At 74.5% G+C, this 20,313-nt stretch carries 17 protein-coding genes; 11 read left to right on the forward strand and 6 right to left on the reverse strand.

Annotated elements, in window-relative coordinates; translation table 11 throughout:
• Nucleotides 1-19 precede the first annotated feature (19 nt).
• Nucleotides 20-2,371, forward strand: coding sequence for a TIM-barrel domain-containing protein (locus RKE38_RS10815; RefSeq protein ID WP_316007431.1), 2,352 nt, complete (start codon nucleotides 20-22; stop codon nucleotides 2,369-2,371).
• A gap of 26 nt (nucleotides 2,372-2,397) precedes the next feature.
• Here RKE38_RS10815 and RKE38_RS10820 read toward each other — a convergent pair whose 3' ends face one another.
• Both RKE38_RS10820 and RKE38_RS10825 read right to left on the reverse strand, forming a co-directional pair.
• Nucleotides 2,398-3,303 carry a L,D-transpeptidase family protein gene (locus RKE38_RS10820; RefSeq protein ID WP_316007432.1) on the reverse strand — a complete coding sequence of 302 codons (906 nt, stop codon included), beginning with the start codon at nucleotides 3,301-3,303 and terminating at the stop codon, nucleotides 2,398-2,400.
• Nucleotides 3,304-3,365: 62 nt separating this feature from the next.
• Complete coding sequence (locus tag RKE38_RS10825) at nucleotides 3,366-3,872, reverse strand: DUF6328 family protein (protein WP_316007433.1); 507 nt, start codon at nucleotides 3,870-3,872, stop codon at nucleotides 3,366-3,368.
• Nucleotides 3,873-4,158: 286 nt separating this feature from the next.
• Between RKE38_RS10825 and RKE38_RS10830 the strand changes: the two genes are divergently transcribed.
• From RKE38_RS10830 to RKE38_RS10845, 4 genes are read left to right on the forward strand one after another with little or no spacing between them, the layout of a single operon-like run.
• Nucleotides 4,159-8,031, forward strand: a complete 3,873-nt coding sequence (locus RKE38_RS10830; RefSeq protein ID WP_316007434.1) for an ATP-binding protein — start codon at nucleotides 4,159-4,161, stop codon at nucleotides 8,029-8,031.
• A 4-nt stretch (nucleotides 8,032-8,035) separates the two neighbouring features.
• Nucleotides 8,036-8,437: a roadblock/LC7 domain-containing protein gene (locus tag RKE38_RS10835; protein WP_171244902.1), complete on the forward strand. Its 402-nt coding sequence runs from the start codon at nucleotides 8,036-8,038 to the stop codon at nucleotides 8,435-8,437.
• Between the two features lie 4 nt (nucleotides 8,438-8,441).
• Entirely contained in the window at nucleotides 8,442-8,813 is a 372-nt protein-coding gene (locus tag RKE38_RS10840) for a DUF742 domain-containing protein (protein WP_310153489.1), read from the forward strand.
• On the forward strand, nucleotides 8,794-9,378 hold the full coding sequence (locus RKE38_RS10845; RefSeq protein WP_316007435.1) for an ATP/GTP-binding protein: 585 nt from the start codon (nucleotides 8,794-8,796) through the stop codon (nucleotides 9,376-9,378). The genes RKE38_RS10840 and RKE38_RS10845 overlap by 20 nt, the downstream gene beginning before the upstream one ends.
• Before the next feature lie 103 nt (nucleotides 9,379-9,481).
• Here the strand turns inward: RKE38_RS10845 and RKE38_RS10850 are convergent, their stop codons facing one another.
• The 3 genes from RKE38_RS10850 to RKE38_RS10860 are packed head-to-tail and all read right to left on the reverse strand — an operon-like array spanning nucleotide 9,482 to nucleotide 12,391.
• On the reverse strand, nucleotides 9,482-11,101 hold the full coding sequence (locus RKE38_RS10850) for an LLM class flavin-dependent oxidoreductase (RefSeq protein WP_316007634.1): 1,620 nt from the start codon (nucleotides 11,099-11,101) through the stop codon (nucleotides 9,482-9,484).
• Entirely contained in the window at nucleotides 11,098-11,487 is a 390-nt protein-coding gene (locus RKE38_RS10855) for a VOC family protein (protein WP_316007436.1), read from the reverse strand. Before RKE38_RS10855 ends, RKE38_RS10850 begins: the two co-directional genes overlap by 4 nt.
• Nucleotides 11,480-12,391, reverse strand: a complete 912-nt coding sequence (locus RKE38_RS10860; protein ID WP_316007437.1) for an alpha/beta fold hydrolase — start codon at nucleotides 12,389-12,391, stop codon at nucleotides 11,480-11,482. The genes RKE38_RS10855 and RKE38_RS10860 overlap by 8 nt, the downstream gene beginning before the upstream one ends.
• A gap of 56 nt (nucleotides 12,392-12,447) precedes the next feature.
• Between RKE38_RS10860 and RKE38_RS10865 the strand changes: the two genes are divergently transcribed.
• Nucleotides 12,448-13,791 carry an MFS transporter gene (locus tag RKE38_RS10865; RefSeq protein ID WP_316007438.1) on the forward strand — a complete coding sequence of 448 codons (1,344 nt, stop codon included), beginning with the start codon at nucleotides 12,448-12,450 and terminating at the stop codon, nucleotides 13,789-13,791.
• Between the two features lie 226 nt (nucleotides 13,792-14,017).
• The gene (locus tag RKE38_RS10870) at nucleotides 14,018-15,397 is read left to right on the forward strand and encodes a C40 family peptidase (RefSeq protein WP_316007439.1); all 1,380 of its coding nucleotides are present in this window, start codon (nucleotides 14,018-14,020) and stop codon (nucleotides 15,395-15,397) included.
• Between the two features lie 105 nt (nucleotides 15,398-15,502).
• On the opposite strand, the gene RKE38_RS10875 is transcribed toward RKE38_RS10870, so the two are convergent.
• Nucleotides 15,503-16,054: an inorganic diphosphatase gene (locus RKE38_RS10875; protein ID WP_316007440.1), complete on the reverse strand. Its 552-nt coding sequence runs from the start codon at nucleotides 16,052-16,054 to the stop codon at nucleotides 15,503-15,505.
• Nucleotides 16,055-16,148: 94 nt separating this feature from the next.
• Here RKE38_RS10875 and RKE38_RS10880 point away from each other — a divergent pair, with 94 nt between their 5' ends.
• The 4 genes from RKE38_RS10880 (at nucleotide 16,149) to hpt (ending at nucleotide 20,311) form a co-directional block, all read left to right on the forward strand.
• Entirely contained in the window at nucleotides 16,149-17,582 is a 1,434-nt protein-coding gene (locus tag RKE38_RS10880) for a D-alanyl-D-alanine carboxypeptidase/D-alanyl-D-alanine-endopeptidase (protein ID WP_316007441.1), read from the forward strand.
• Nucleotides 17,583-17,645: 63 nt separating this feature from the next.
• On the forward strand, nucleotides 17,646-18,707 hold the full coding sequence (locus tag RKE38_RS10885; protein WP_316007442.1) for a zinc-dependent metalloprotease: 1,062 nt from the start codon (nucleotides 17,646-17,648) through the stop codon (nucleotides 18,705-18,707).
• Between the two features lie 7 nt (nucleotides 18,708-18,714).
• A complete protein-coding gene (gene tilS, locus RKE38_RS10890; protein ID WP_316007443.1) occupies nucleotides 18,715-19,695 on the forward strand; it encodes a tRNA lysidine(34) synthetase TilS in 981 nt (326 codons plus the stop codon).
• Nucleotides 19,696-19,774: 79 nt separating this feature from the next.
• Entirely contained in the window at nucleotides 19,775-20,311 is a 537-nt protein-coding gene (gene hpt / locus RKE38_RS10895) for a hypoxanthine phosphoribosyltransferase (RefSeq protein WP_410055441.1), read from the forward strand.
• Nucleotides 20,312-20,313: the final 2 nt, after the last annotated feature.

Here is a 20,313-nt window from a genome sequence, read left to right on the forward strand (position 1 = left end):
ACGACGAAGGACGGTGCCCGTGAGCGCACGACTGGCCGTGGCCGGCGACCCCGTGGCGGACCCGGCGGCGGTGGTCACGGGCGACCGGTGGCGGGTGACCGTCCTGACACCCGGCCTGCTGCGGCTGGAGTGGTCGGAGTCCGGCCGGTTCGAGGACCGCGCCAGCGTGTTCGCCGTCAACCGGCGCCTGCCCGTGCCCGAGGTCGAGGTCCGGCGCCACGACGGCCGGCTCGAGCTCACCACCGAGTGCCTGCACCTCGACTACGACGGGCAGCCCTTCAGCCCGAGCGGGCTGCTCGTGACGGTCGTCGGCCCGGTCGACCACCCCCACACCCAGCAGTGGCGGTTCGGGGAGCCGGTCGACGACCTCGGCGGTACCGCGCGCACGCTCGACGACGTCGACGGTGCCGTGCCGCTCGGGCCCGGCGTGGTCTCCCGCACCGGCATCGCCGTGCTCGACGACTCGACGTCGTTCCTCCTCGAGGACGGTCGCGCGGTGCCGCGCCCGGAGGGCTCGCTCGACCTGTACGTCTTCGTCCGTGGCCACGACTACCGCGCCGCCGTGCGCGACCTGTACGCCGTGTCCGGCCCGATACCGATGCTGCCGCGGTGGGCGCTGGGCAACTGGTGGTCGCGCTACCACCCCTACTCGGCGCAGGAGTACCTCGACCTGCTCGACACCTTCGACACCGAGCAGGTGCCGCTCTCGGTGGCGGTCCTCGACATGGACTGGCACCTCGTCGACGTCGACCCGAGGTTCGGCACCGGCTGGACCGGCTACACCTGGAACCGCAAGCTCTTCCCGGACCCACCGGCATTCCTCGCCGAGCTCCACCGTCGCGGCCTGGCGGTGACCCTCAACGTGCACCCGGCCGACGGCGTGCGGGCCTTCGAGGACGCCTACCCGGACATGGCGCGGGCGATGGGGATCGACCCCGACACGGAGCAGACCGTCGCGTTCGACCCGACCGACCCCCGCTTCATGGACGCCTACTTCGAGGTGCTGCACCACCCGCTCGAGGACGAGGGCGTCGACTTCTGGTGGCTGGACTGGCAGCAGGGCTCGTTCAGCCGCACCGCCGGGGTTGACCCGCTGTGGGTGCTCAACCTCGAGCACTTCAACGACTCGGCCCGCCGCGGCCGGCTGCCGATCACGTTCTCCCGGTACGCCGGCCCCGGCAGCCACCGCTACCCGGTCGGCTTCTCCGGCGACACGCACATCACGTGGGACTCCCTCGCCTTCCAGCCGTACTTCACCAGCACCGCCTCGAACATCGGCTACGGCTGGTGGAGCCACGACATCGGCGGCCACTGGTACGGCAGCCGCGACGACGACCTCACCGTGCGGTGGGTGCAGCTCGGCGTCTTCTCCCCGGTCATGCGGCTGCACTCGACGCTGCACCCCTTCATCCGCAAGGAGCCCTGGACCTTCCCGGCGCAGGCGCGCGACACCATCGACGCGTTCCTGCGGTTGCGGCACCGGCTCGTGCCCTACCTGCACACCATGAACGCGCGGGCCGCCCGCGACGGCGCGCCGCTCGTCGAGCCGATGTACTGGGAGGACCCGCAGGCCCCCGAGGCGTATGCCGTGCCCACCCAGTTCCGCTTCGGCACCGAGCTCGTCGTGGCGCCGGTGACGGGCCCGCAGCAGGACGTCCTCGGGCTGGGTAGCACCCTCGCGTGGCTGCCCGAGGGGGAGTGGACCGACCTGTTCACGGGAGCCGCCTACCGCGGCGGACGCCAGGTCCGGCTGCACCGCCCGCTCGAGACCCTGCCGGTGCTGCTGCGCGCCGGTGGGCTGCTGCCCCTCGCCGGCACCGCCGACGCGGCGGTCGGCACGGGGCTGCCCGAGCACGTGGAGGTCGTCCTGGCCCCCGGCGCGGACGGTCGCTTCGACCTCGTGGAGGACGACGGCAGCACCGAGCCCCGGACCGCCGTCACGACGATCACCTGGGACGACGAGGGCGGCACCCTCGTCGTCGCGGGCCCGTCCGGCGACACCGACGTTCTGCCGGCCCGGCGCAGCTGGAGCCTGCTGGTCCTCGGGTGCGACGCCGGTGCGAGGCGCGACGGGGAGGCACTGCCGGCCGAGGCGACCGGGGCCGGCACGCGCATCGAGCTCGGCGTGACGACCGGTGACGGCCTCACGGTGCAGGTCGCGGACCTGCGGCAGTTCGGGTGGGACCGCACGGTGGAGCAGGTCCGCGCCGTCCTGGACCGCGCCCGGATCGAGTACAACACCAAGCGCGCGGCGTTCGAGCTCGTGCAGGCGGCCGAGGGAGCGGCGCAGGCGGCCGCCGGGCTGCGCGGCCTCGAGCTCGACCGCGAGGTCGAGGGCGCCGTGCTGGAGCTGCTGCTCGCCCGCTGGTGAGGGAGCCGCCGGTCGCGGGGCAGGGGTCAGCCGGCGACCACGGCCCGGGGTCCCATCACCACGACGGGGTGCAGGCCGGGGTCGAGACGGCGCAGGAGCAGCTGCAACCCCGCCTTCGGCACCGAGACGCAGCCGTGGGTCGGTCCGTTGTGGTCCAGGTGCAGCCAGATGCCGCCGCCGCGTCCCTCGCCGAGGGGGCGCTCGCGGTCCAGCGGTGAGCGCCCGGCCACCCGGTTGTAGTCGATCGCGATGACGTGGTCGAACGCGTCCGCGGCGGAGTCGCCGAAGCCCGGACCCGACTCGGGAGCGCGGAACAGGCTGGAGCGGTGATAGGGCAGCCTGGCGGACGGGGCGGCGAGGCGGCCCCCGGCGTCACTGAGGCGGTACACCCCGACGGGAGTACGCAGGTCGCCCTCGACGTGCCGCTCGGACCAGCCCGACCGGCCCACGTGCCCGGGCCAGGAGGCCACCCGCGTCCACCCGGTGCTGCCGGCCTCGTACAACGTCACCCGGGCCGTGCTGCTGTCGGCGCCGGCCCCGGCCACCAGGACGACCTGACGGGTGCCCGCCGGGACCTGTCGCGCCATCGCCGCCGAGAGCGGGAGTTCCGCGGCCGCGGCGGCCGGTGGCGTGACCGCCCCCGTCGACGGGGTGGGGGACGGTATGGCAGAGGCCGCCTCGGAGTCGCCCGCGCCGTCGTGGCCGGCTCGTGCGCCGCCGGCGGGGGAGGGGGAAGCCGGTCCGTGCCCCGGCGCGGACACCGCAGCCTCCCGGCCGCCGCCGTCGTGCCGGTCCGCCAGCACGGCACCCACCCCCACGAGGGTGGTGAGGGCGAGCGCGAGGTGCTGCTGGCGCCGTCGTCGCCGCAGGCGTCGCGTGAACCGCACGCTGCGGCTCTCGCCGCCGGACTCCGGACGGTCCGTGCGCGGCATACGCCCATCCTAGGGGCGCGTGGCGCGCCGACCGGACGGCGTCGAGCAGGACGCGGGCAGGCTCAGCCGCGCGGGTCGTGCACCGGGTGACCGCGTCGGAAACCCAGCGGCAGTGCCACCCAGTTGGTGAGGAAGAGGCCGAAGGCCACGACCGCCGCAGCCACCGCCGCGCCGGCGCTGACCACGACGTCGAAGATCAGGAACGTCACGCTGCTGACGCTCAGGGCCAGGCACCCCAGTCCCGCCCGGGCGCACCGGTCGCCGAACCGGACCAGCGACGCCTTGGCCCGGCGGCGGAACAGCAGCCGGTGGGCGCTGACCGGCGCCACGAGGAAGGCGGTCGCCGCGATGGCCAGCGAGAACGCCACGAGGTAGACCACGCGGTTGGACCGGTCGACCTCGGTGAACCTCTGCTGGAACGGCAGGGTCAGCAGGAAGCCGGCCAGGATCTGCACGCCGGTCTGTGCGACGCGCAGCTCCTGCAGCAGCTCGTCCCAGTTGCGGTCCAGCCGCTCGGTCGGCGTCTCGTGGCGTCCGTCGTCGGCGTCGGCGTCGTCCAGGTGGCCCATGCCGGGACGATACCCACCTCGCGCCCCGGACAACCGGCCCGGACGCGTGGCCCCTTCCCGCGCAGCAGGATTCGTCGCCCCCGAAAGCCCCCACGGAAGGCCCCGAACCTCCATACTCGGCGCTGCGTGGACGGCGCGAGCGGACGCACCGGGAGGTCCTAGTCCGTTTGGTCAGTTGTGCGGAGTCCGAAGGTGCCAAGTGCCTGTGCAGGCCTATCCCGGCCACCCGTGGACGGCCCTAGGTTGCACTGAGCCCGATATGTGTCGTGATGAGGAAGGTGAGTCTGTGTCCAGACTGAAGTCGGCGGCCGGCCGTGTCTCCCCCGGCTGGTCGTTCGGTCACTGGCCGCTGCGGCGCAAGCTCGCCGCTGCGCTGGCACTGCCCGTGATCCTCGCCTTCGTCTTCGGTGGCCTGCGGGTCAAGACCGACTTCGACGCCGCCCGCTCGCTCACCCGAGCCGCCGACACGGTCCTGGTCCTGCGACCCATCGTGGACTACAACCTCGCGGTCCAGCACCTCGCCGCCGCCGACGCGATCGGCGGTGGCGGTGAGATCGCCGCCATCACCAAGTACGAGTCGGCCGCGGCGAACCTGCGCATCGCCATCAAGTCGCCCAGCGTCCCCGAGGCCGTGAAGGAGCAGGCCGAGTCCGCCCTGGCCCTCGGTGCCTCCGTGCGGTCGGCCAAGACCCAGCAGAGCTTCTCGGGCGTCATCATCGACAAGTCGGGCAGCACCGCGACCCTGCTCTCCAGCGCCGTGAGCAACCTCGGGCTCGCCGACGACTCCGGCTCCGCCAAGATCGTCGCCAACCTGCAGGACGCGATCTCGGCCCAGCGCGCCATGACCGCCCAGCAGCTCAACCTGGCGAACTCCGACGACGCCAGCTCCAAGCTGCGCGCGCTCGGCTCGGTCGGCGCCGAGACCGCGGCCCTCACCCGGCTCGTCTCCAACGCGCCGGCGGACGAGGGCACGGCAGTCCGCCAGCTCCTCAACGAGAACGGCCGTCGCTACTACGCGCTGCAGCAGGACTCCCTCGACAAGGCCGCGGTCGCCCAGCTCGGTACCGTCATCGAGCGGAGCAACAGCGGGTACTCCGACCTCGCGGACGCCCAGCTCACCAACCTCGAGACCACGCTGCGTGACCGGGCTGCGAGCCACCAGCGGGACGCGCTCGTCAACGCCGGCCTCATCGGGATCGCCCTGCTGGCCGCCCTCGTCATCGTCATCGGCCTGCTCCGCTCGCTGCTGACGCCCATCCGCGCCGTCCGTTCGGGCGCCCTCGACATCGCCAACAAGCGCCTGCCCGCGGCGGTCGCCGCCATGCGCGACGGCGAGGAGCCCCCGGCATTCGAGCCGATCCCCGTCACCACCCGCGAGGAGATGGGCCAGCTGGCCCGCGCGGTCGACGACCTGCACAGCCAGGCCCTCGCGCTCGCCGGTGAGCAGGCCCGCCTGCGGGTGCAGGTCGGGCACATGTTCGAGACGCTCTCGCGCCGCAGCACCTCGCTCATCGACCAGCAGCTCACCCTCATCGAGCGCCTCGAGAGCGACGAGGAGGACCCCAAGCGCCTCCAGAGCCTGTTCCGCCTCGACCACCTCGCGGCCCGCATGCGCCGCAACTCCGACTCCCTGCTCGTGCTCGCAGGCACGTCGACCCGTCGTGGCGTCTCGGGTGCCATCGCGGTCTCCGACGCCGTCCGCGCGGCCGTGTCCGAGGTCGAGAACTACGAGCGCATCGACATCGGCGACACCTCCAACGACAAGGTCCTCGGCGCCGTCGGCTCCGACCTCATCCACCTCGTGGCCGAGGTCGTCGACAACGCCCTGGCCTACTCCCCGCCCACGACCCGTGTGGCGATCCGTGGTGCCCGCACGCCCGAGGGTGGCCTGCTCATCGAGGTGAGCGACCACGGCCTGGGTATGCCGCCCAAGGAGCTGGCGGCGCTCAACGACCGCCTCGCCAACGGTGGCGACATCACCGCCGACACCGCCCGCCGGATGGGCCTGTTCGTGGTCGGCAGCCTGGCCAAGCGCCACGGCATCGCCGTCCGCCTGCGCCGCAACGGCGAGGACAAGATGGGCATCACCGTCTCGGTCCACCTGCCCGCCGGACTGCTCGCGGACAGCTCGACCCTGGAGCGGCAGCCGCGTCCGGTCGCCAAGGCGGCGCCGAGCCCGGCGCCGGTCGAGGCCGCCCCGGCAGCCCCGGTCCAGCCCGCCGTCGGCGGCACCACCAAGTCCGGCCTGCCCACGCGGGTCCGCGGTGCGAGCGGTGCGCCGAGCCTCCCCGGCCCGAGCCCGGTGCCCGGCGCGGCGAAGAAGGTCCTGCCGACCCGCACCCCGGGTGCGCACGGGCCCAACGCGTCCACCGCCCTGCCCGCTCCGGTCAAGCCCGTCATCGAGGGTGCCGAGCCGCCGGCCGACAAGGCAGCGGCCAACGGCTCCGCCGCCAACGGTTCGGCCGCCAACGGTTCGGCGGCCCACGGTGCCGAGACCAACGGCGCGCAGCCGAACGGCTCCGCGGTCAACGGGCACGCCGCCGTCGACGGGTCGGGTGGCAACGGCGCCGACGCCAACGGCCGCGCCGCCGGCGACACCGCCGAGGGCGAGTCCACGCCGCAGGCCGCACCAGTCGACGGTGCCGAGGCCCAGCAGGCCCCGGCCGCCGACGCGACGCCCGAGCAGCCCGCCCAGGAGGCCCCCAAGCTCTCGCCGTCGGGCCTGCCGGTCCGTCGTTCGGGCGCCACCGGCATCACCGCCTTCCGCGAGTTCGAGGACGCGCCCTCCGTGGCGCCCGAGGGCGAGCAGGACTCCCCGGCCACGCCGTCGGCCGCCCCGAGCGCCGCCAAGGGCTCGCGCCTCATGAGCTGGCTCCCGGGCCGGGCGAAGGCCCAGGCCGAGGCCGCCCGGCTCGAGGCCGAGGCCAACGAGCCGCGCCAGATGCCGTCGAACCTGTCGGCCTGGCTCGACCACCGGGCCAAGCTCGTCGAGGCCGCGCAGGCCCGCGAGGCGGCCACCTCCGAGGACACCGTCGAGGACGGCGCCGACACCGGTGCAGCCACGGGCGGAGCCCCCGAGGCGGCGGCCATGCCCGAGGCGCCGGCTGCGGCCGTCGAGGGTCCGGAGACCACCGACATGACGGTGCCCGAGGAGTGGGTCGCCGAGGCCCTCGCCGACGAGCAGGTCGCCGAGCTCGTCACGCCCGAGGCCGTGGACCCGACCCCCGAGCCGCACGCCGGGGACCACGAGCCCGTCGCCCGCCAGGACGACACCGCGGTCAAGGAGGCCGAGGAGCCGGTGGCCGAGGCAGGCGTGGTCGAGGCCGCGCCGGAGGCACCGTCCACCGACACCACCGAGGCCCTGCCGACCCGCGTCCCCGGCGCGACCGGCTCGGCCGCCACCGACCAGGCGCAGCCGGAGTCGGACGAGTCCGCGGGCCCGCGGACCCGCCGCCCCGCGGTGCGGGCCCACTCCTCCTCGTTCTTCGGCGCCCGTCGCCGCGGTCCGGCGGAGGCTGCGGCCAAGGACGCTCCTGCCCCTGAGGCGACCCCGGTCGCGCAGGTGGAGCAGCCGCAGGCCGAGGTCGTCCAGCCCGAGCCGGAGCCCTCCGAGCCGGAGTTCGTCGAGCCGGTGGCCGAGGTGGCCCAGCCCGAGCCGGAGTTCGTCGAGCCGGTGGCCGAGGCCGTCGAGGCCGAGCCGGCGCCCGTCGAGGAGCAGCAGGCCCAGCCCGTGGCGCAGGACGCTTCCTCCGACGAGGAGCCTGCTGCCGCCGGGCCGCTCAACGACACCCCGATCTTCCGGGCGATGATGTCGAACTGGCTCACCGACGGCAGCGCCCAGCCCACCGCCGACAACTGGTCGCCGACCGAGGCCGACCAGGCCTGGTCCGCCGCCGCGCGCATCGAGGAGCAGCAGCCCGTGCAGGAGAGCTCGGCCGGCCTGCCCATGCGCAGGCCCGGCAGCAACCTCATCCCCGGTGCCATGGACGCCGCAGCGCCGGCGTCGGCGCCCGAGACGCCCACGGTCGCCCCGACCGGGTCACGCCGCGACCCGGAGACCATCCGCCGCAACCTGAACCGCCACAAGAACGGTGTGAGCGCCGCGCGCACCGAGGCACAAGACGGAACACACCGAGAGGAAGCCGATGTTCACCACTGACGCCATGGCCCAGCCCAAGGGCGAGTACGACTGGCTCGTGGCCAAGTTCGCGACCGAGACCCCTGGCGTGTCGCACGCCATCCTGGTCTCGGCCGACGGGCTGCCCATGGCCTCCAGTGAGCAGCTCCCGCCGGAGCGAGCCGAGCAGATGGCCGCAGTGGCCTCCGGCATGGCGAGCCTCGCCTCGGGTGCGGCACGTCTCTTCCAGGGCGGCACCGTGCTCCAGTCCGTCATCGAGATGGAGCTCGGCTACCTGCTGCTCATGAGCGTCGGCGACGGTTCCCACCTCGCTGCGCTGACCGGTACGGACTCCGACATCGGTCAGGTCGGCTACGAGATGGCGGTCCTCGTCGACCGCGTCGGACAGATGATCGACGCGGCTGCCCGGACCCCGATGTCGGGGTAGTGCGATGAGTGCCGAGGAGCGTGAGGAGAGCGCCGGACCCCGACTGGTCCGGCCCTACGCGCTGACGCACGGCCGCACCGAGGCCAAGGTCGACCTTCCGATCGAGGCGACCCTCGAGGTGCTGCCGTCCGCCAAGTCCGCGACCTGGCCGGAGGGTGACCTGTCCGGTCGCATCGTCGAGCTGTGCGCCACGAACCCGTCCGTGGCCGAGGTCTCGGCCAAGCTCCACATCCCGCTCGGCGTTGCGCGGGTCCTCCTGGGAGACCTGATCACCGCCGGCCACCTGAAGACCCGAGCCACCATCTCCGAGAACACGACGACGGACGAGCGCCGTGCCCTCATCGAAAGGACTCTCAGTGGACTACGCGCCCTCTAACCGCAACAGCGCCTCGACGAAGATCGTCGTGGCCGGCGGGTTCGGCGTCGGCAAGACGACCTTCGTGGGGGCCGTCTCCGAGATCGACCCGCTGCGCACCGAGGCCCTGGTCACCCAGGAGTCCGAGGGGCAGGACGACATCTCCAAGGTGCAGTCGAAGCACACCACCACCGTGGCGATGGACTTCGGCCGCATCACCCTCGCGGAGAACCTCGTCCTCTACCTGTTCGGCACTCCCGGCCAGCGCCGCTTCTGGTTCATGTGGGACGACCTGGTCAAGGGCGCGATCGGCGCCGTGGTCCTGGTCGACACCCGCCGGCTCGACGACAGCTTCGCCGCCGTCGACTACTTCGAGGCCAAGGGCCTGCCGTTCATCGTCGCGCTGAACCAGTTCGACGGTGCCGGCGAGTTCGGCCCGGACGAGATCCGCGAGGCCCTCGCGATCCCGTCGCACATCCCGGTCATCACGGTCGACGCCCGCGACCGCGAGTCCGCCAAGCAGGCCCTCGTGCGGATCACCGAGTTCGCGCTGACCCAGCTCACCGGGGTCGCGGCCACCGCCTGACCTCCAGCACGGCCGGCAGGGCCGGGACGCCTCGTGCGTCCCGGCCCTCCGTCGTCCCGCGCGGTCGTCGTGCCGGCCCTCCGTCGTCCTCGTGCGGGCGTCGTCAGGTGGGCCGCAGCACCGGCGCGAGCCGCCCGAGGTCGTCGGGCGTGGCGAGGTCGGGCAGTGCCACGAAGACGGTGTCCACGCCCTCCTCGGCCAGCTGCCGGTAGCGCTCGGCGTGGCTCGCGGGCTCCCCGGCGTGGTGCGTGCGGGCGTATGCCGCGGCGGCCGTCCGCCCGCGCAGCCGCTCCACCCTGCGCCAGGTGTCCTCGCGGTCCCGCCCGACGACGGGGACGTCCAGCACGGTGACGGCCACCTCGGCCGGGTCGCGGCCCACCTCCGCGCAGTGGCGGCGCAGGACCTCGACCTTGCGGCGCACGGTCGCCGGGTCGCTCGACACGTTGCACGCGTCCCCGATGCGGGCTGCCACCCGCAGGGTGCGCCGCTCGCCACCGCCACCCACGACGACCGGCAGCGGCCCGACCGGCCGGGGGTAGGCCGTGGTCTCCGGCAGCGAGACCCGGTGCCCGGCATACGCCCTCGTGCCGCTGGCCCACAGCGCCCGCATCGTCTCGATGCCGTCCTCGAGCAGGTCGAGGCGCGCGGGGGCGGGAGGGAAGGGGACGCCGAAGCCGAGGTGCTCGCGCTCCCACCACCCCGCGCCCACCCCGACGAACGCCCGGCCCCCGCTGAGCACGTCGAGGGTGGCCGCCGCCTTGGCGAGGACACCGGCGGGGCGGAAGGTCATGGGGGACACCAGGGTCCCGAGCCGCAGAGAGGTGTCCAGGCCGGCGAGCAACCCGAGCGTGACCCACGGCTCGGGGATCGGCTCCCAGGCCCGGTCGACCTGCGGGACCTGCACGAGGTGGTCCATGAGTGCCAGCCCCGCGAAGCCCGCCTCGTCGGCGGCCAGCGCCACCCCGCGCAACCACCCCACCGGGTCCTGTCCCCACGGGAAGCGTGAGACCTGCAGGACGAGCTCGGGCAGCCCCGCAGCCCCCGGGCGCCGGTCGTCCCTGGCGCCGCGGTGCCAGGCCGAGGCCGGTGCCGCGCCCACCACGGGGCGGGCGGTGCGTCCGCCGGCGGCCTCGCCGGCTACCTCGCCGGCGACCGCGGCCGCGGCACCCGACCCGGGCGCGGCACCGGTCGCGGTTGGGGCACCGGCCTCGGGCGTGGCACCGGCCCCGGGCGGGGCGCCGGGGGTGGAGCCGTCGACGTGGAGCACGACGTCCCAGCCCTCCCCGGCGACGTCCTGGACGACCCGCGGCATCCGGGCCAGCTGCTGGCCGAGGACGTTCGCCGGCACCGGGCGGTCGCGCCGGGCGTTGCGCTCCCGGCACAAGGCACCCGCGGTGTCGAGGACGACGGCGACGCAGGGCAGCCCGGCCGCGCGCCCCATCTCGCGGTACCGGTCGCGGGTGTCCGGGTCGAGCCCGAGGGTGTCGACGACGACCGTGAGCCCACGACGGCTGCGGGCCGCCACGACCTGGTGGAGCACGGCGAAGGCGTCCGCCGAGGCGTCGAGGTCGAACTCGCCGCTGCCGACCACGGCGCGCAGGGCGTCCGAGGACACCACCTCGGGGCGCCGGTAGTGCGCGGCCGCCCAGGTCGACTTGCCCGAGCCGGTCGGGCCGACGAGGACGACCAGGGCCGGGTCGGGGAGCCCCGCGGGCCCGGTCAGCCCTGCCCCTTCGGGCGGGTGCCGACGAGGCCGACCAGGTTGCCCTCGCTGTCCCGGACGAACGCCATCTCCTCGTCGGTGTCGGCCGGCCCGAGGGTGTCGTCGTCGTGGCTGAAGATGACGTGCGGCTCGCCCTCCACCGGCACGCCGTCGGCGCGCAGCCGCTCGACGGCCGACCGGACGTCCTCGACCCGCACGTAGATCAGCGCCGACGGGGCACCGGCCTCCAGCAGCAGCCGGGTGCCGTCGCCGAGGGAGAAGAACAGCAGCCCGGGCGGGTCGAAGCGGGCGAGGGGAGGGCTGCCGAGCAGGCGCTCGTAGAACGCGGCCGCGCGGTCGAGGTCCGTGGCGCGCTGGGCCACCTGCGCGAGCTTCGGGTCAGGCATCCTGCGGAGCACCTCCTGCTCGCGAGAGTACCGCCGCGGCGACCTCCTGCGCCCGGGTCTCGGGCAGCCAGTGGCCGGCGTCGAGCTCGACGAACCGGTAGTCCGACGCCACCCAGTCGCCACTGGCCTCAGCGGCTCGCCGGCCCAGCGCCGGGTCGTGCGAGCCCCACAGGTACGTCGTCGGCACGGTGATCCGGTGGCCGCCGAGGCCTGGGTCGGGCACTTCCGCCCGGTCGCGGGATGCCTTGCGGCGCAACGGGTTCGGCAGGCCGGACAGGGTCGAGGCCCCGAGCGGCAGGGCGCGGTACCAGGCCAGGCCCCCACCGGCGGCGCCCGGCTCGCGGAAGCGCGCGGCATACCTGCGCGCGTCCTCCGGCGGCAGGCCGCTGCGCCTCAGCACCCCCTCCAGCCGGCCGGCGAGCACCAGCTCGGGCAGCACCGGCAGCTGGAACGCGGCCATGTACCAGCTGTGCGAGGCCTGGTCGAGGTGGCGCAGCGCGGCGGCGAACGCCCGGTGGTGCGGCGTCGACAGGACGGTGAGCGACGCGAACCGCTCCGGGTGCCGCTCGGCCGCCGCCCACGCGACCGCACCGCCCCAGTCGTGCCCCACCAGGTGCACCCGCTGGACCCCGCACGCGTCGACCGCTGCGACGACGTCGGCCACGAGCTCGCCCATCCGGTATGCCGCACGGCCGCGCGGGCGGGCGCGCGGGGAGTACCCGCGCTGGTCGAACGCCACGACGCGCAGGCCGCCGGCCGTGAGCAGCGGGGTCACCCGCGACCAGGCGTGGCGGTCCTGCGGCCACCCGTGAAGCAGCAGCGCGACCGGTGGGTCGGCCGCCCCGTCGTCGGGGCCGTCGTCGCTGACGTCGAAGGTCAGCCCGTTCCTGCTGAGCTCGCGCATGCCGGCAACCTAGCCCGGCCCGCGAGCCGTCGCGCGGCTGCGGGACAATGGCGGCCGTGACCAGCCGCGACCACCAGTACCCCATGGGCGGTGGCCGGGCCTGGGTGGTCTACGGCAGCGCCGTCGCGCTCTACGTCCTCGCCGTCTTCAACCGCAGCTCGCTCGGCGTCGCCGGGCTGCTGGCGAGCGACCGCTTCCACATCGCCGCCACCCAGCTGTCGGTCTTCACGATGGTGCAGCTGTTCGTCTACGCCGCCATGCAGATCCCGGTGGGTGCCCTGCTCGACCGGTTCGGGCCCAAGCGGCTGCTGCTCACCGGCATGGGGCTGATGACGGTGGCGCAGCTGGCGTTCGCGTTCGCCGACTCCTTCGCCGCGGGCATCGGGGCGAGGGTGCTGCTCGGGATGGGCGACTCCATGGTGTTCGTCCCCCTCCTGCGCATCGTGGCCCTGTGGTTCCCCCCGATGCGGATCCCGATGGTCTCGCAGCTGACCGGCCTCCTGGGGCAGCTGGGCGCGCTCGTCGCCGCCTCACCTCTCGTCTACGCGCTGCACCAGTGGGGCTGGACCCCCTCGTACCTGACCGCGGCGGGCGCCGGGGTGCTGCTGGGGGTGGTGGCGCTGGTGCTCGTCCGCGACTCCCCGAACCCCGACCACGAGCTCGACCGCATCAAGGTGCGCGCGATCGCCCGCAGCCTCCGGGCGGCCTGGCGCGCCCCGGGCACCCGCCTCGGCCTGTGGTCGCACTTCTCCGCCCAGTTCGGGGCGACGGTGTTCGCGCTGCTGTGGGGCTACCCGTTCCTCGTTGCGGGACAAGGACTCTCGCCCGAGACGGCGGGCACGCTGCTCATGCTCATGACGGTCACCACGGTCGTCACCAGCCCGCTCATCGGGGGCTTCGTGACGCGGTACCCGTTCTCCCGCTCGACCCTGATCCTGGGCATCGTGCTGCTCATCATGACCGTGTGGGCGGTCGTGCTCCTGTGGCCGGGCCGGGCGCCACTGCCGCTGCTGGTCGTGCTCGTCGTCGTCACGGCCGTCGGTGGCCCCGGATCGCTGGTCGGCTTCGACCTCGCCCGCACCTTCAACCCGCCCACCCGGCTGGGCAGCGCCACCGGGATCGTCAACGTCGGCGGGTTCCTCGCGTCGCTGTCGACGGTGACCCTCATCGGCATCGTGCTCGACCGGGTCGCGCCCGGCGGCCCGGAGACGTACACCGTCGACACCTTCCGCGCGGCGATGGCCGTGCAGTACCTCGTGTGGGGCGTCGGCGTCGCCCAGATCCTGCGCTACCGGCGGCGTGCCCGGCGCCACCTGCGGGACAGCGACCCCCAGGCGTATGCCGCGCTGCGGGCCGGGAAGCCGGTCCAACCGGCCGATCCGGGCCTCCCACCTGCGTAAACGCCGATTTCGTGACCAATTCGTGACGGTTGTTGGACACGTGTCCGAACGACCCGGTCCACCTGCTGAAAAACATCCGTGTCATTCGCCGAGTCACACGGTTGTCATTTCGTCCGGGGGCCCGGGAGCAGTGGGATTCGTGTGACGAATGGGTTTCGAGTGAAAAGGCGGTCGTAGTCTCGTCCGGCTGACCCCAGTGAAGCACCGTGACGAGAGAGGCATCTCCGTGCCAGGCACCACCTCCCCCCGACGCGCACTGCGCGTGGGCGCCGCGATGTCCCTGGTCGGCGCCCTCGGCCTCGGCACCGCCTGGACGGCGAGTGCCGACCCCGGCCCCGTCTACCCCTCGAAGTCCCAGGTCGACAAGGCGAAGGCCAGGGTCTCGAGCACCGCCGGCGAGGTGTCCGCCCTCGACGCCAGGTACGCGGCCGCCAGCGCCCAGCTCAGCCAGGTCCAGGACGACGCGAGCGCCGCCGCCGAGGCGTACAACGGCGCCCGGCTTGCCCTCGACCAGGCGACGGCCGAGGCCAGCGCCGCCGCCAAGCGCGCCGCCGACGCCCAGTCCCAGGCCGACGCGGCGAGCCTGGAGGTCCGTCGCTACGCGTCCTCCGTGTACCAGTCGGGCGGCAGCCTCGGCGAGCTCGACGCATACCTCTCCAGCACCGGCCCCCAGGACCTGGTCGACCGCGCCACCGCCATCGAGGCGGTCAGCGACGCCCGCAGCCGGGCGCTGCAGAAGGCGGCCGCGACCTCGCTCGTCGCCCAGACCATGCGGGCCCAGGCCGCCACCGCACGCGACCAGCAGGCCCGGGCGGCGACCTCCGCGCAGCAGGCGCGGGACGCCGCGCAGGCCCGTGCCGACCAGGCGACCGCCGAGGCGAGCCGGATCCAGCACGAGCAGCAGGCCCTGACGGTCCAGCTCGCCACCCTGCGCAAGACGTCCGTCGCCCTGGAGAAGCAGCGCCAGGACGGCCTCGCCGCCGCGGCCGCAGCCCGGGCCGCAGCGGCGGCCGCCGCCGAGCAGGCCCGCCTGGCGGCCCAGCGCGCCCAGCAGGCCCGCGACGCCGCGGCCCGCCGGGCGGCGCAGGCCGCCGCCAAGGCAGCGGCCCAGGAGGCGGCCCGCCAGAAGGCTGCCGCCGAGGCGGCCCAGAAGGCCGCCGAGCAGCAGGCCTCCCAGCCGAGCCGGCCCAGTCGGCCCACGCCGCCTGCGCCGCAGCCGGCCGACCCCCCGCCGCCGCCCCCGAGCAGCGGCGGCGTCGGAGCGGTCATCGCCTACGCGCAGGCACAGCTGGGCAAGCCCTACGGGTGGGGTGCCGCGGGTCCGGACTCCTTCGACTGCTCCGGGCTGACGATGATGGCCTGGCGCCAGGCCGGGGTGTACCTGTCGCACTACACCGGCGCGCAGTGGGCCGAGACCAGCCGGGTCGCGATCAGCGACCTGCGCCCGGGCGACCTGGTCTTCTACGGCTCGGACGGCCCGAGCAGCCACCACATGGGCCTGTACGTCGGCAACGGCCAGATGATCGAGGCGCCGCACACCGGCGCGGTCGTCCGGTACGCCTCCATCTACCGCAGCGACCTGCTGCCCTACGGCGGCCGCCCCTGACGGGCCCCACCACGGCTCACGCAAAACGGCGGTTGCTTGACATCCCGCGGGTCACGATCCCGCGGGTCGTCGAGCAACCGCCGTTTTGCGGTGGCTGCGGACCGCTCAGTCCGTGACGGGACGGGCCTCGCTCTGGGCGGTGTGCCCGGGCAGCGTCCAGCGGGCGGTGGTGAAGCCGGCGTCGGTCGCGCGCTTCATCGCCTCGCGGACGCACTGCTCGGCCGCCTCGCGACCGGCCCAGTGCGCGCCCTCGACCGACTTGCCCGGCTCGAGGTCCTTGTAGGTCTCGAAGAAGTGCTGGATCTCCAGGCGGTCGAACTCGTTGATGTGCTCGAGCTCGGTGATGTGCGCCTGGCGCGGGTCACCGGCCGGGACGCACAGGATCTTGTCGTCGCCGCCGGCCTCGTCCCGCATGTGGAACATGCCGATCGGCCTGGCGCGCACGAGGCAGCCGGGCCACGTCGGCTCCTCGAGGAGCACCAGCGCGTCGAGCGGGTCGCTGTCCTCGCCGAGGGAGTCCTCGACGTAGCCGTAGTCGGCCGGGTAGCGGGTGGACGTGAACAGCAGCCGGTCCAGGCGGATGCGGCCCGTCGCGTGGTCGACCTCGTACTTGTTGCGAGCTCCCTGCGGGATCTCGATGGTGACGTCGAACTCCACGACGCTGGCCCCTTTCCTCTTTGCCACCAGGTGGATGACCTAGGCTCGCGCCCAAGTGTTCCGCATGGTGCAAGTCGAGAGCCAAGGGGGTCGAGTGCGGCGGGTCCTGGCAGCTCTCGCGGCTGTGCTCGTCCTGCTCGTGGGCTACGCGACGCTCGACGTGTTCGACGTCGTGCCCGGCGTCCTCACCCGGGACCGGCCCACACCCGTGCCGACGGCCACGACCCCGGCGCCGACCGGACCCGCGGTCACCGTCCCGACCGTCGACGCCGCGGCGCAGCCGCTCCCGCCGGCCTCGGCCGACGCCCCCATCCCGGCCGCGACCGGCGTCGCCCGCACCGTGGCCGCAGCCGTGGCCGACCCGGGGCTCGGCGGTCGACCCGGGGTCGTCGTCCGCGACGCCTTCACCGGGCAGACGCTGTACGCCAAGGACGCCGACCGGGCGCGGGTCCCCGCCTCGACGGCCAAGCTCCTCACCGCCCTGGCGGTCTCCACGACGCTGGACACCAGGGCGACGATGGCGACCCGGGTCGTGCAGGGGGCCACGCCGCAGGACCTCGTGCTCGTGGCCGGCGGCGACACCATGCTCGCGAGGGGCAAGGGAGATCCCGCCGCGGTGGAGGGCCGGGCCGGGCTGGCCGACCTCGCCGAGCAGGTGGCCGCGGCGCTGCAGCCCAGTGGCACCACCAGCGTCACGCTGCGCCTCGACACCTCCTACGCCCGAGGGGCCCGCTGGGCGCCGGGCTGGAGCCAGGCGGACGTCAGGGCCGGGTTCACCGGTGGGGTGAGCATGATCGGCCTGGCCGGCCAGCGGGCCGTCCCGTACAAGCCCGCGCCGCGGGACCCGGAGGCCGCGACCGCCGCGGCGTTCGTGGCCGCCCTCGCCAAGGTCGGCCTGACGGCGAAGCTCGCCCCCGAGTCGACGTGGGCGACGCCCGTGCCCGAGGGCGCCGGTGAGCTGGCCCTGGTCGAGTCGGCCCCCATCGGCGACGTCCTCGCGCTCGCCCTCGGCGACAGCGACAACGCGCTCACCGAGGGCCTCGCGCGGCAGGCCGCGGTCAAGGCCGGGAGCCCGGCGACCTTTGCCGCCGCCGTCGCGTTCGTCCGCAAGACCGTCACCGACCTCGGGGTCGACCTCAGCGGCGTGACGCTCAAGGACACCTGCGGCCTCACCTCGGGCCAGGCGATTCCTCCCCGGGTGATCTCCGACGTCCTGCAGCGCGGAGCCGACGGCTCGGTGCCGGGGATGCAGGACGTCGTGGCCCAGCTGCCGGTCGCCGGGCTCACCGGCACCCTGCACGACCGGTTCACGACGAGGACGACCCACGTGGTCGCCGGCCTGGCCCGGGCCAAGACCGGCACCCTCACCGGGGCGAGCGCGATCGCCGGCACCGTCATCGACGCCGACGGCCGCGTGCTGTCGTACGTCGTGCTCGCCGACGGGCTGCCCGGCGGCGTCGGAACGCTGGAGGCGCGAGCCGCGTTGGACCGCTTCGTGGCGCGGCTGGCCACCTGCGGCTGTCGCTGAGCAGACGCGCGGCCGCCGCGGAGCGCACCGGCCGGGTGGCGCACCCACGACTACGGTGAGGGGATGGACGTGCAGACACCGACGACGCGGTACGTCGACTGGGAGTTCGCCAAGGCGACCGGTCGGCGGCTCGTGGCCGCAGGCCCCCGGGTCACGCCCGGCGAGGCCGCGGACGTCGTCGCCTCCGTGCGCGCCAGCGCCGCCCGCGCGCAGGGCCCCGTGGCCGAGACCGCGCGGCTGCACGCCCCCGGTGACGCCCCGGCACCGGTCGTGGTCGACCGCTCGACGTGGATCAGCCTCAACGCCGACTCGATGGCCGCGCTCATGGACCCGGTGATGGTCAAGATCGCCGCCTCGCAGAAGCGCACGCCGGGGGAGACCGCCCGGGCCATCACCGGCAAGGTCAGCGGGGGCGAGGCAGGAGCGCTGCTCGCCTTCATGGCGGGCAAGGTGCTCGGCCAGTACGACCTCGCCCCCGACGGCACCCCCGCGCTCATGCTCGTCGCGCCCAACATCGTCCAGGTCGAGCGCGAGCTCGGCCTCGACCCGCACGACTTCCGGCTCTGGGTCTGCATGCACGAGGAGACCCACCGCGTGCAGTTCACCGCCGTGCCGTGGCTGCGCGACCACATGGTCGAGCGGGTGCGCTCGCTGGCCGTCGACCTCGTGCCCGACCCCGAGTCGCTGCAGGAGACCCTGTCGCGGCTGGCCTCCTCGCTGCCCGACGCCGTGCGGGCCGGCGGCACGGGCCTGGTCGACCTCGTCGCCACGCCGGAGCAGCGCCGCGCGCTGGCGGAGGTCACCGCGGTCATGTCGCTGCTCGAGGGGCACGCCGACGTCGTCATGGACGAGGTCGGCCCCCAGGTCATCCCGTCGGTCGCGCACATCCGCAGCCGCTTCGACGCCCGGCGCAAGGGCGCAGGCGCCGTCGACAAGCTCCTGCGCCGCCTGCTCGGACTCGAGGCGAAGATGCGCCAGTACCGCGACGGCGCGGCCTTCGTCCGTGGGGTCGTCGACTCGGTCGGGGTCGAGGGCTTCAACCGGATCTGGGAGTCCCCCGAGACGCTCCCGCGTCCGGAGGAGATCGACGAGCCGGCCGCATGGGTCGCCCGCGTCCACGCCTGACCGCGTCGTGAGCGGCCCGCACCCGGCCACCGCCGCGGTCCGCCTCGCCGTCCGGGGGGTGCTCGCCGAGTGCGACCCGGGCGACGTCGTCCTGGCAGCGGTGAGCGGCGGGGCGGACTCCCTCGCCCTCGCCGCGGCGCTCGCGTTCGAGGCGCCGAGGCTGGGCGTGCGCGGGGGAGCGGTCGTCGTCGACCACGCCCTGCAGCCGGGCTCCGCGGAGGTGGCGCGGCAGGCCGCGGCAGCCTGCGAGGCCCTCGGGCTGGCCCCGGTCTCGTGGGTGCGGGTGGAGGTCCCCCGCGGCCGCGAGGGCGTGGAGGCCGCCGCCCGCGCGGCCCGGTACGACGCCCTCGCCAAGGCCGCGGCGCGGGAGGGCGCGCGGCTGGTGCTGCTCGGCCACACCCTGGACGACCAGGCGGAGCAGGTGCTCCTCGGCCTCACCCGCGGTGCCGGCGCCCGTTCCCTCGCCGGTATGCCGCGTGCCCGCGGCCTCCTGCGACGTCCCCTCCTGGGCGTGACGCGGGAGCAGACCCGGGCGTCCTGCGGCGCCGAGGGGCTGCGGTGGTGGGAGGACCCGATGAACGCCGACCCGGCATACACCCGGGTGCGCGCGCGGCGCGCCCTCGTGGACCTCGAGCGGGACCTGGGACCGGGGGTGGCCGCCGCGCTGGCGCGGTCGGCCGACCAGCTGCGCGAGGACGCCGACCTGCTCGACGGCCTCGCCGACGAGGCCGTGGCGCGGTTGGGCCCCGGCCCGTGGGACGTCGCCGCGCTCGCCGCCCTCGCCCGGCCCGTGCGCACGCGCGTGTGGCGGCGCCTGCTCCTGGCCGCCGGTGCCCCGGCCGGCCAGCTCGGCAGCCGGCACACCGACGCGTGCGACGCGCTGGTCACCGACTGGCACGGGCAGGGCCCCCTGAGCGCGCCCGGACCGCTGCAGGTCACCCGATCCGGTGGTCGGGTATCCATCGCCGCGCCGGCTCCGGTTGAATAGGCCGGGCATCCCCGCACGACATCCCGCACGACACCCGCGTCGCTGACACCCCAGGAGAAGAGCCGTGGACGCTGCCCACATGGGAGCAGATCTGGAGAAGGTCCTCATCACCGAGGAGGAGATCCAGGCCCGGCTCGAGGAGCTGGCCGCGGAGATCTGGGCCGAGTACCAGGACAAGGACCTGCTCCTCGTGGGGGTGCTCAAGGGCGCCGTCATGGTGATGGCCGACCTGTCCCGCGCGCTGCCCGGGACCGCCCCCGTCGACTGGATGGCCGTCTCGTCCTACGGCTCGGGCACCAAGTCCTCCGGCGTCGTGCGGATCCTCAAGGACCTCGACACCGACATCTCGGGCAAGCACGTCCTCATCGTCGAGGACATCGTCGACTCCGGCCTGACCCTGTCGTGGATCCGCTCGAACCTCGAGTCCCGCTCGCCGGCCTCGGTGGAGATCTGCACCCTGCTGCGCAAGCCCGACGCGGCCAAGGTGGAGATCGACGTCAAGTGGGTGGGCTTCGACATCCCCAACGAGTTCGTCGTCGGCTACGGCCTCGACTACGCCGAGCAGTACCGCAACCTGCGGGTCGTGGGGACCCTCGCCCCGCACGTGTACGCCTGAGG

Source organism: Phycicoccus sp. M110.8, assembly GCF_032464895.1.
In the GTDB taxonomy this organism is placed as follows: domain Bacteria; phylum Actinomycetota; class Actinomycetes; order Actinomycetales; family Dermatophilaceae; genus Pedococcus.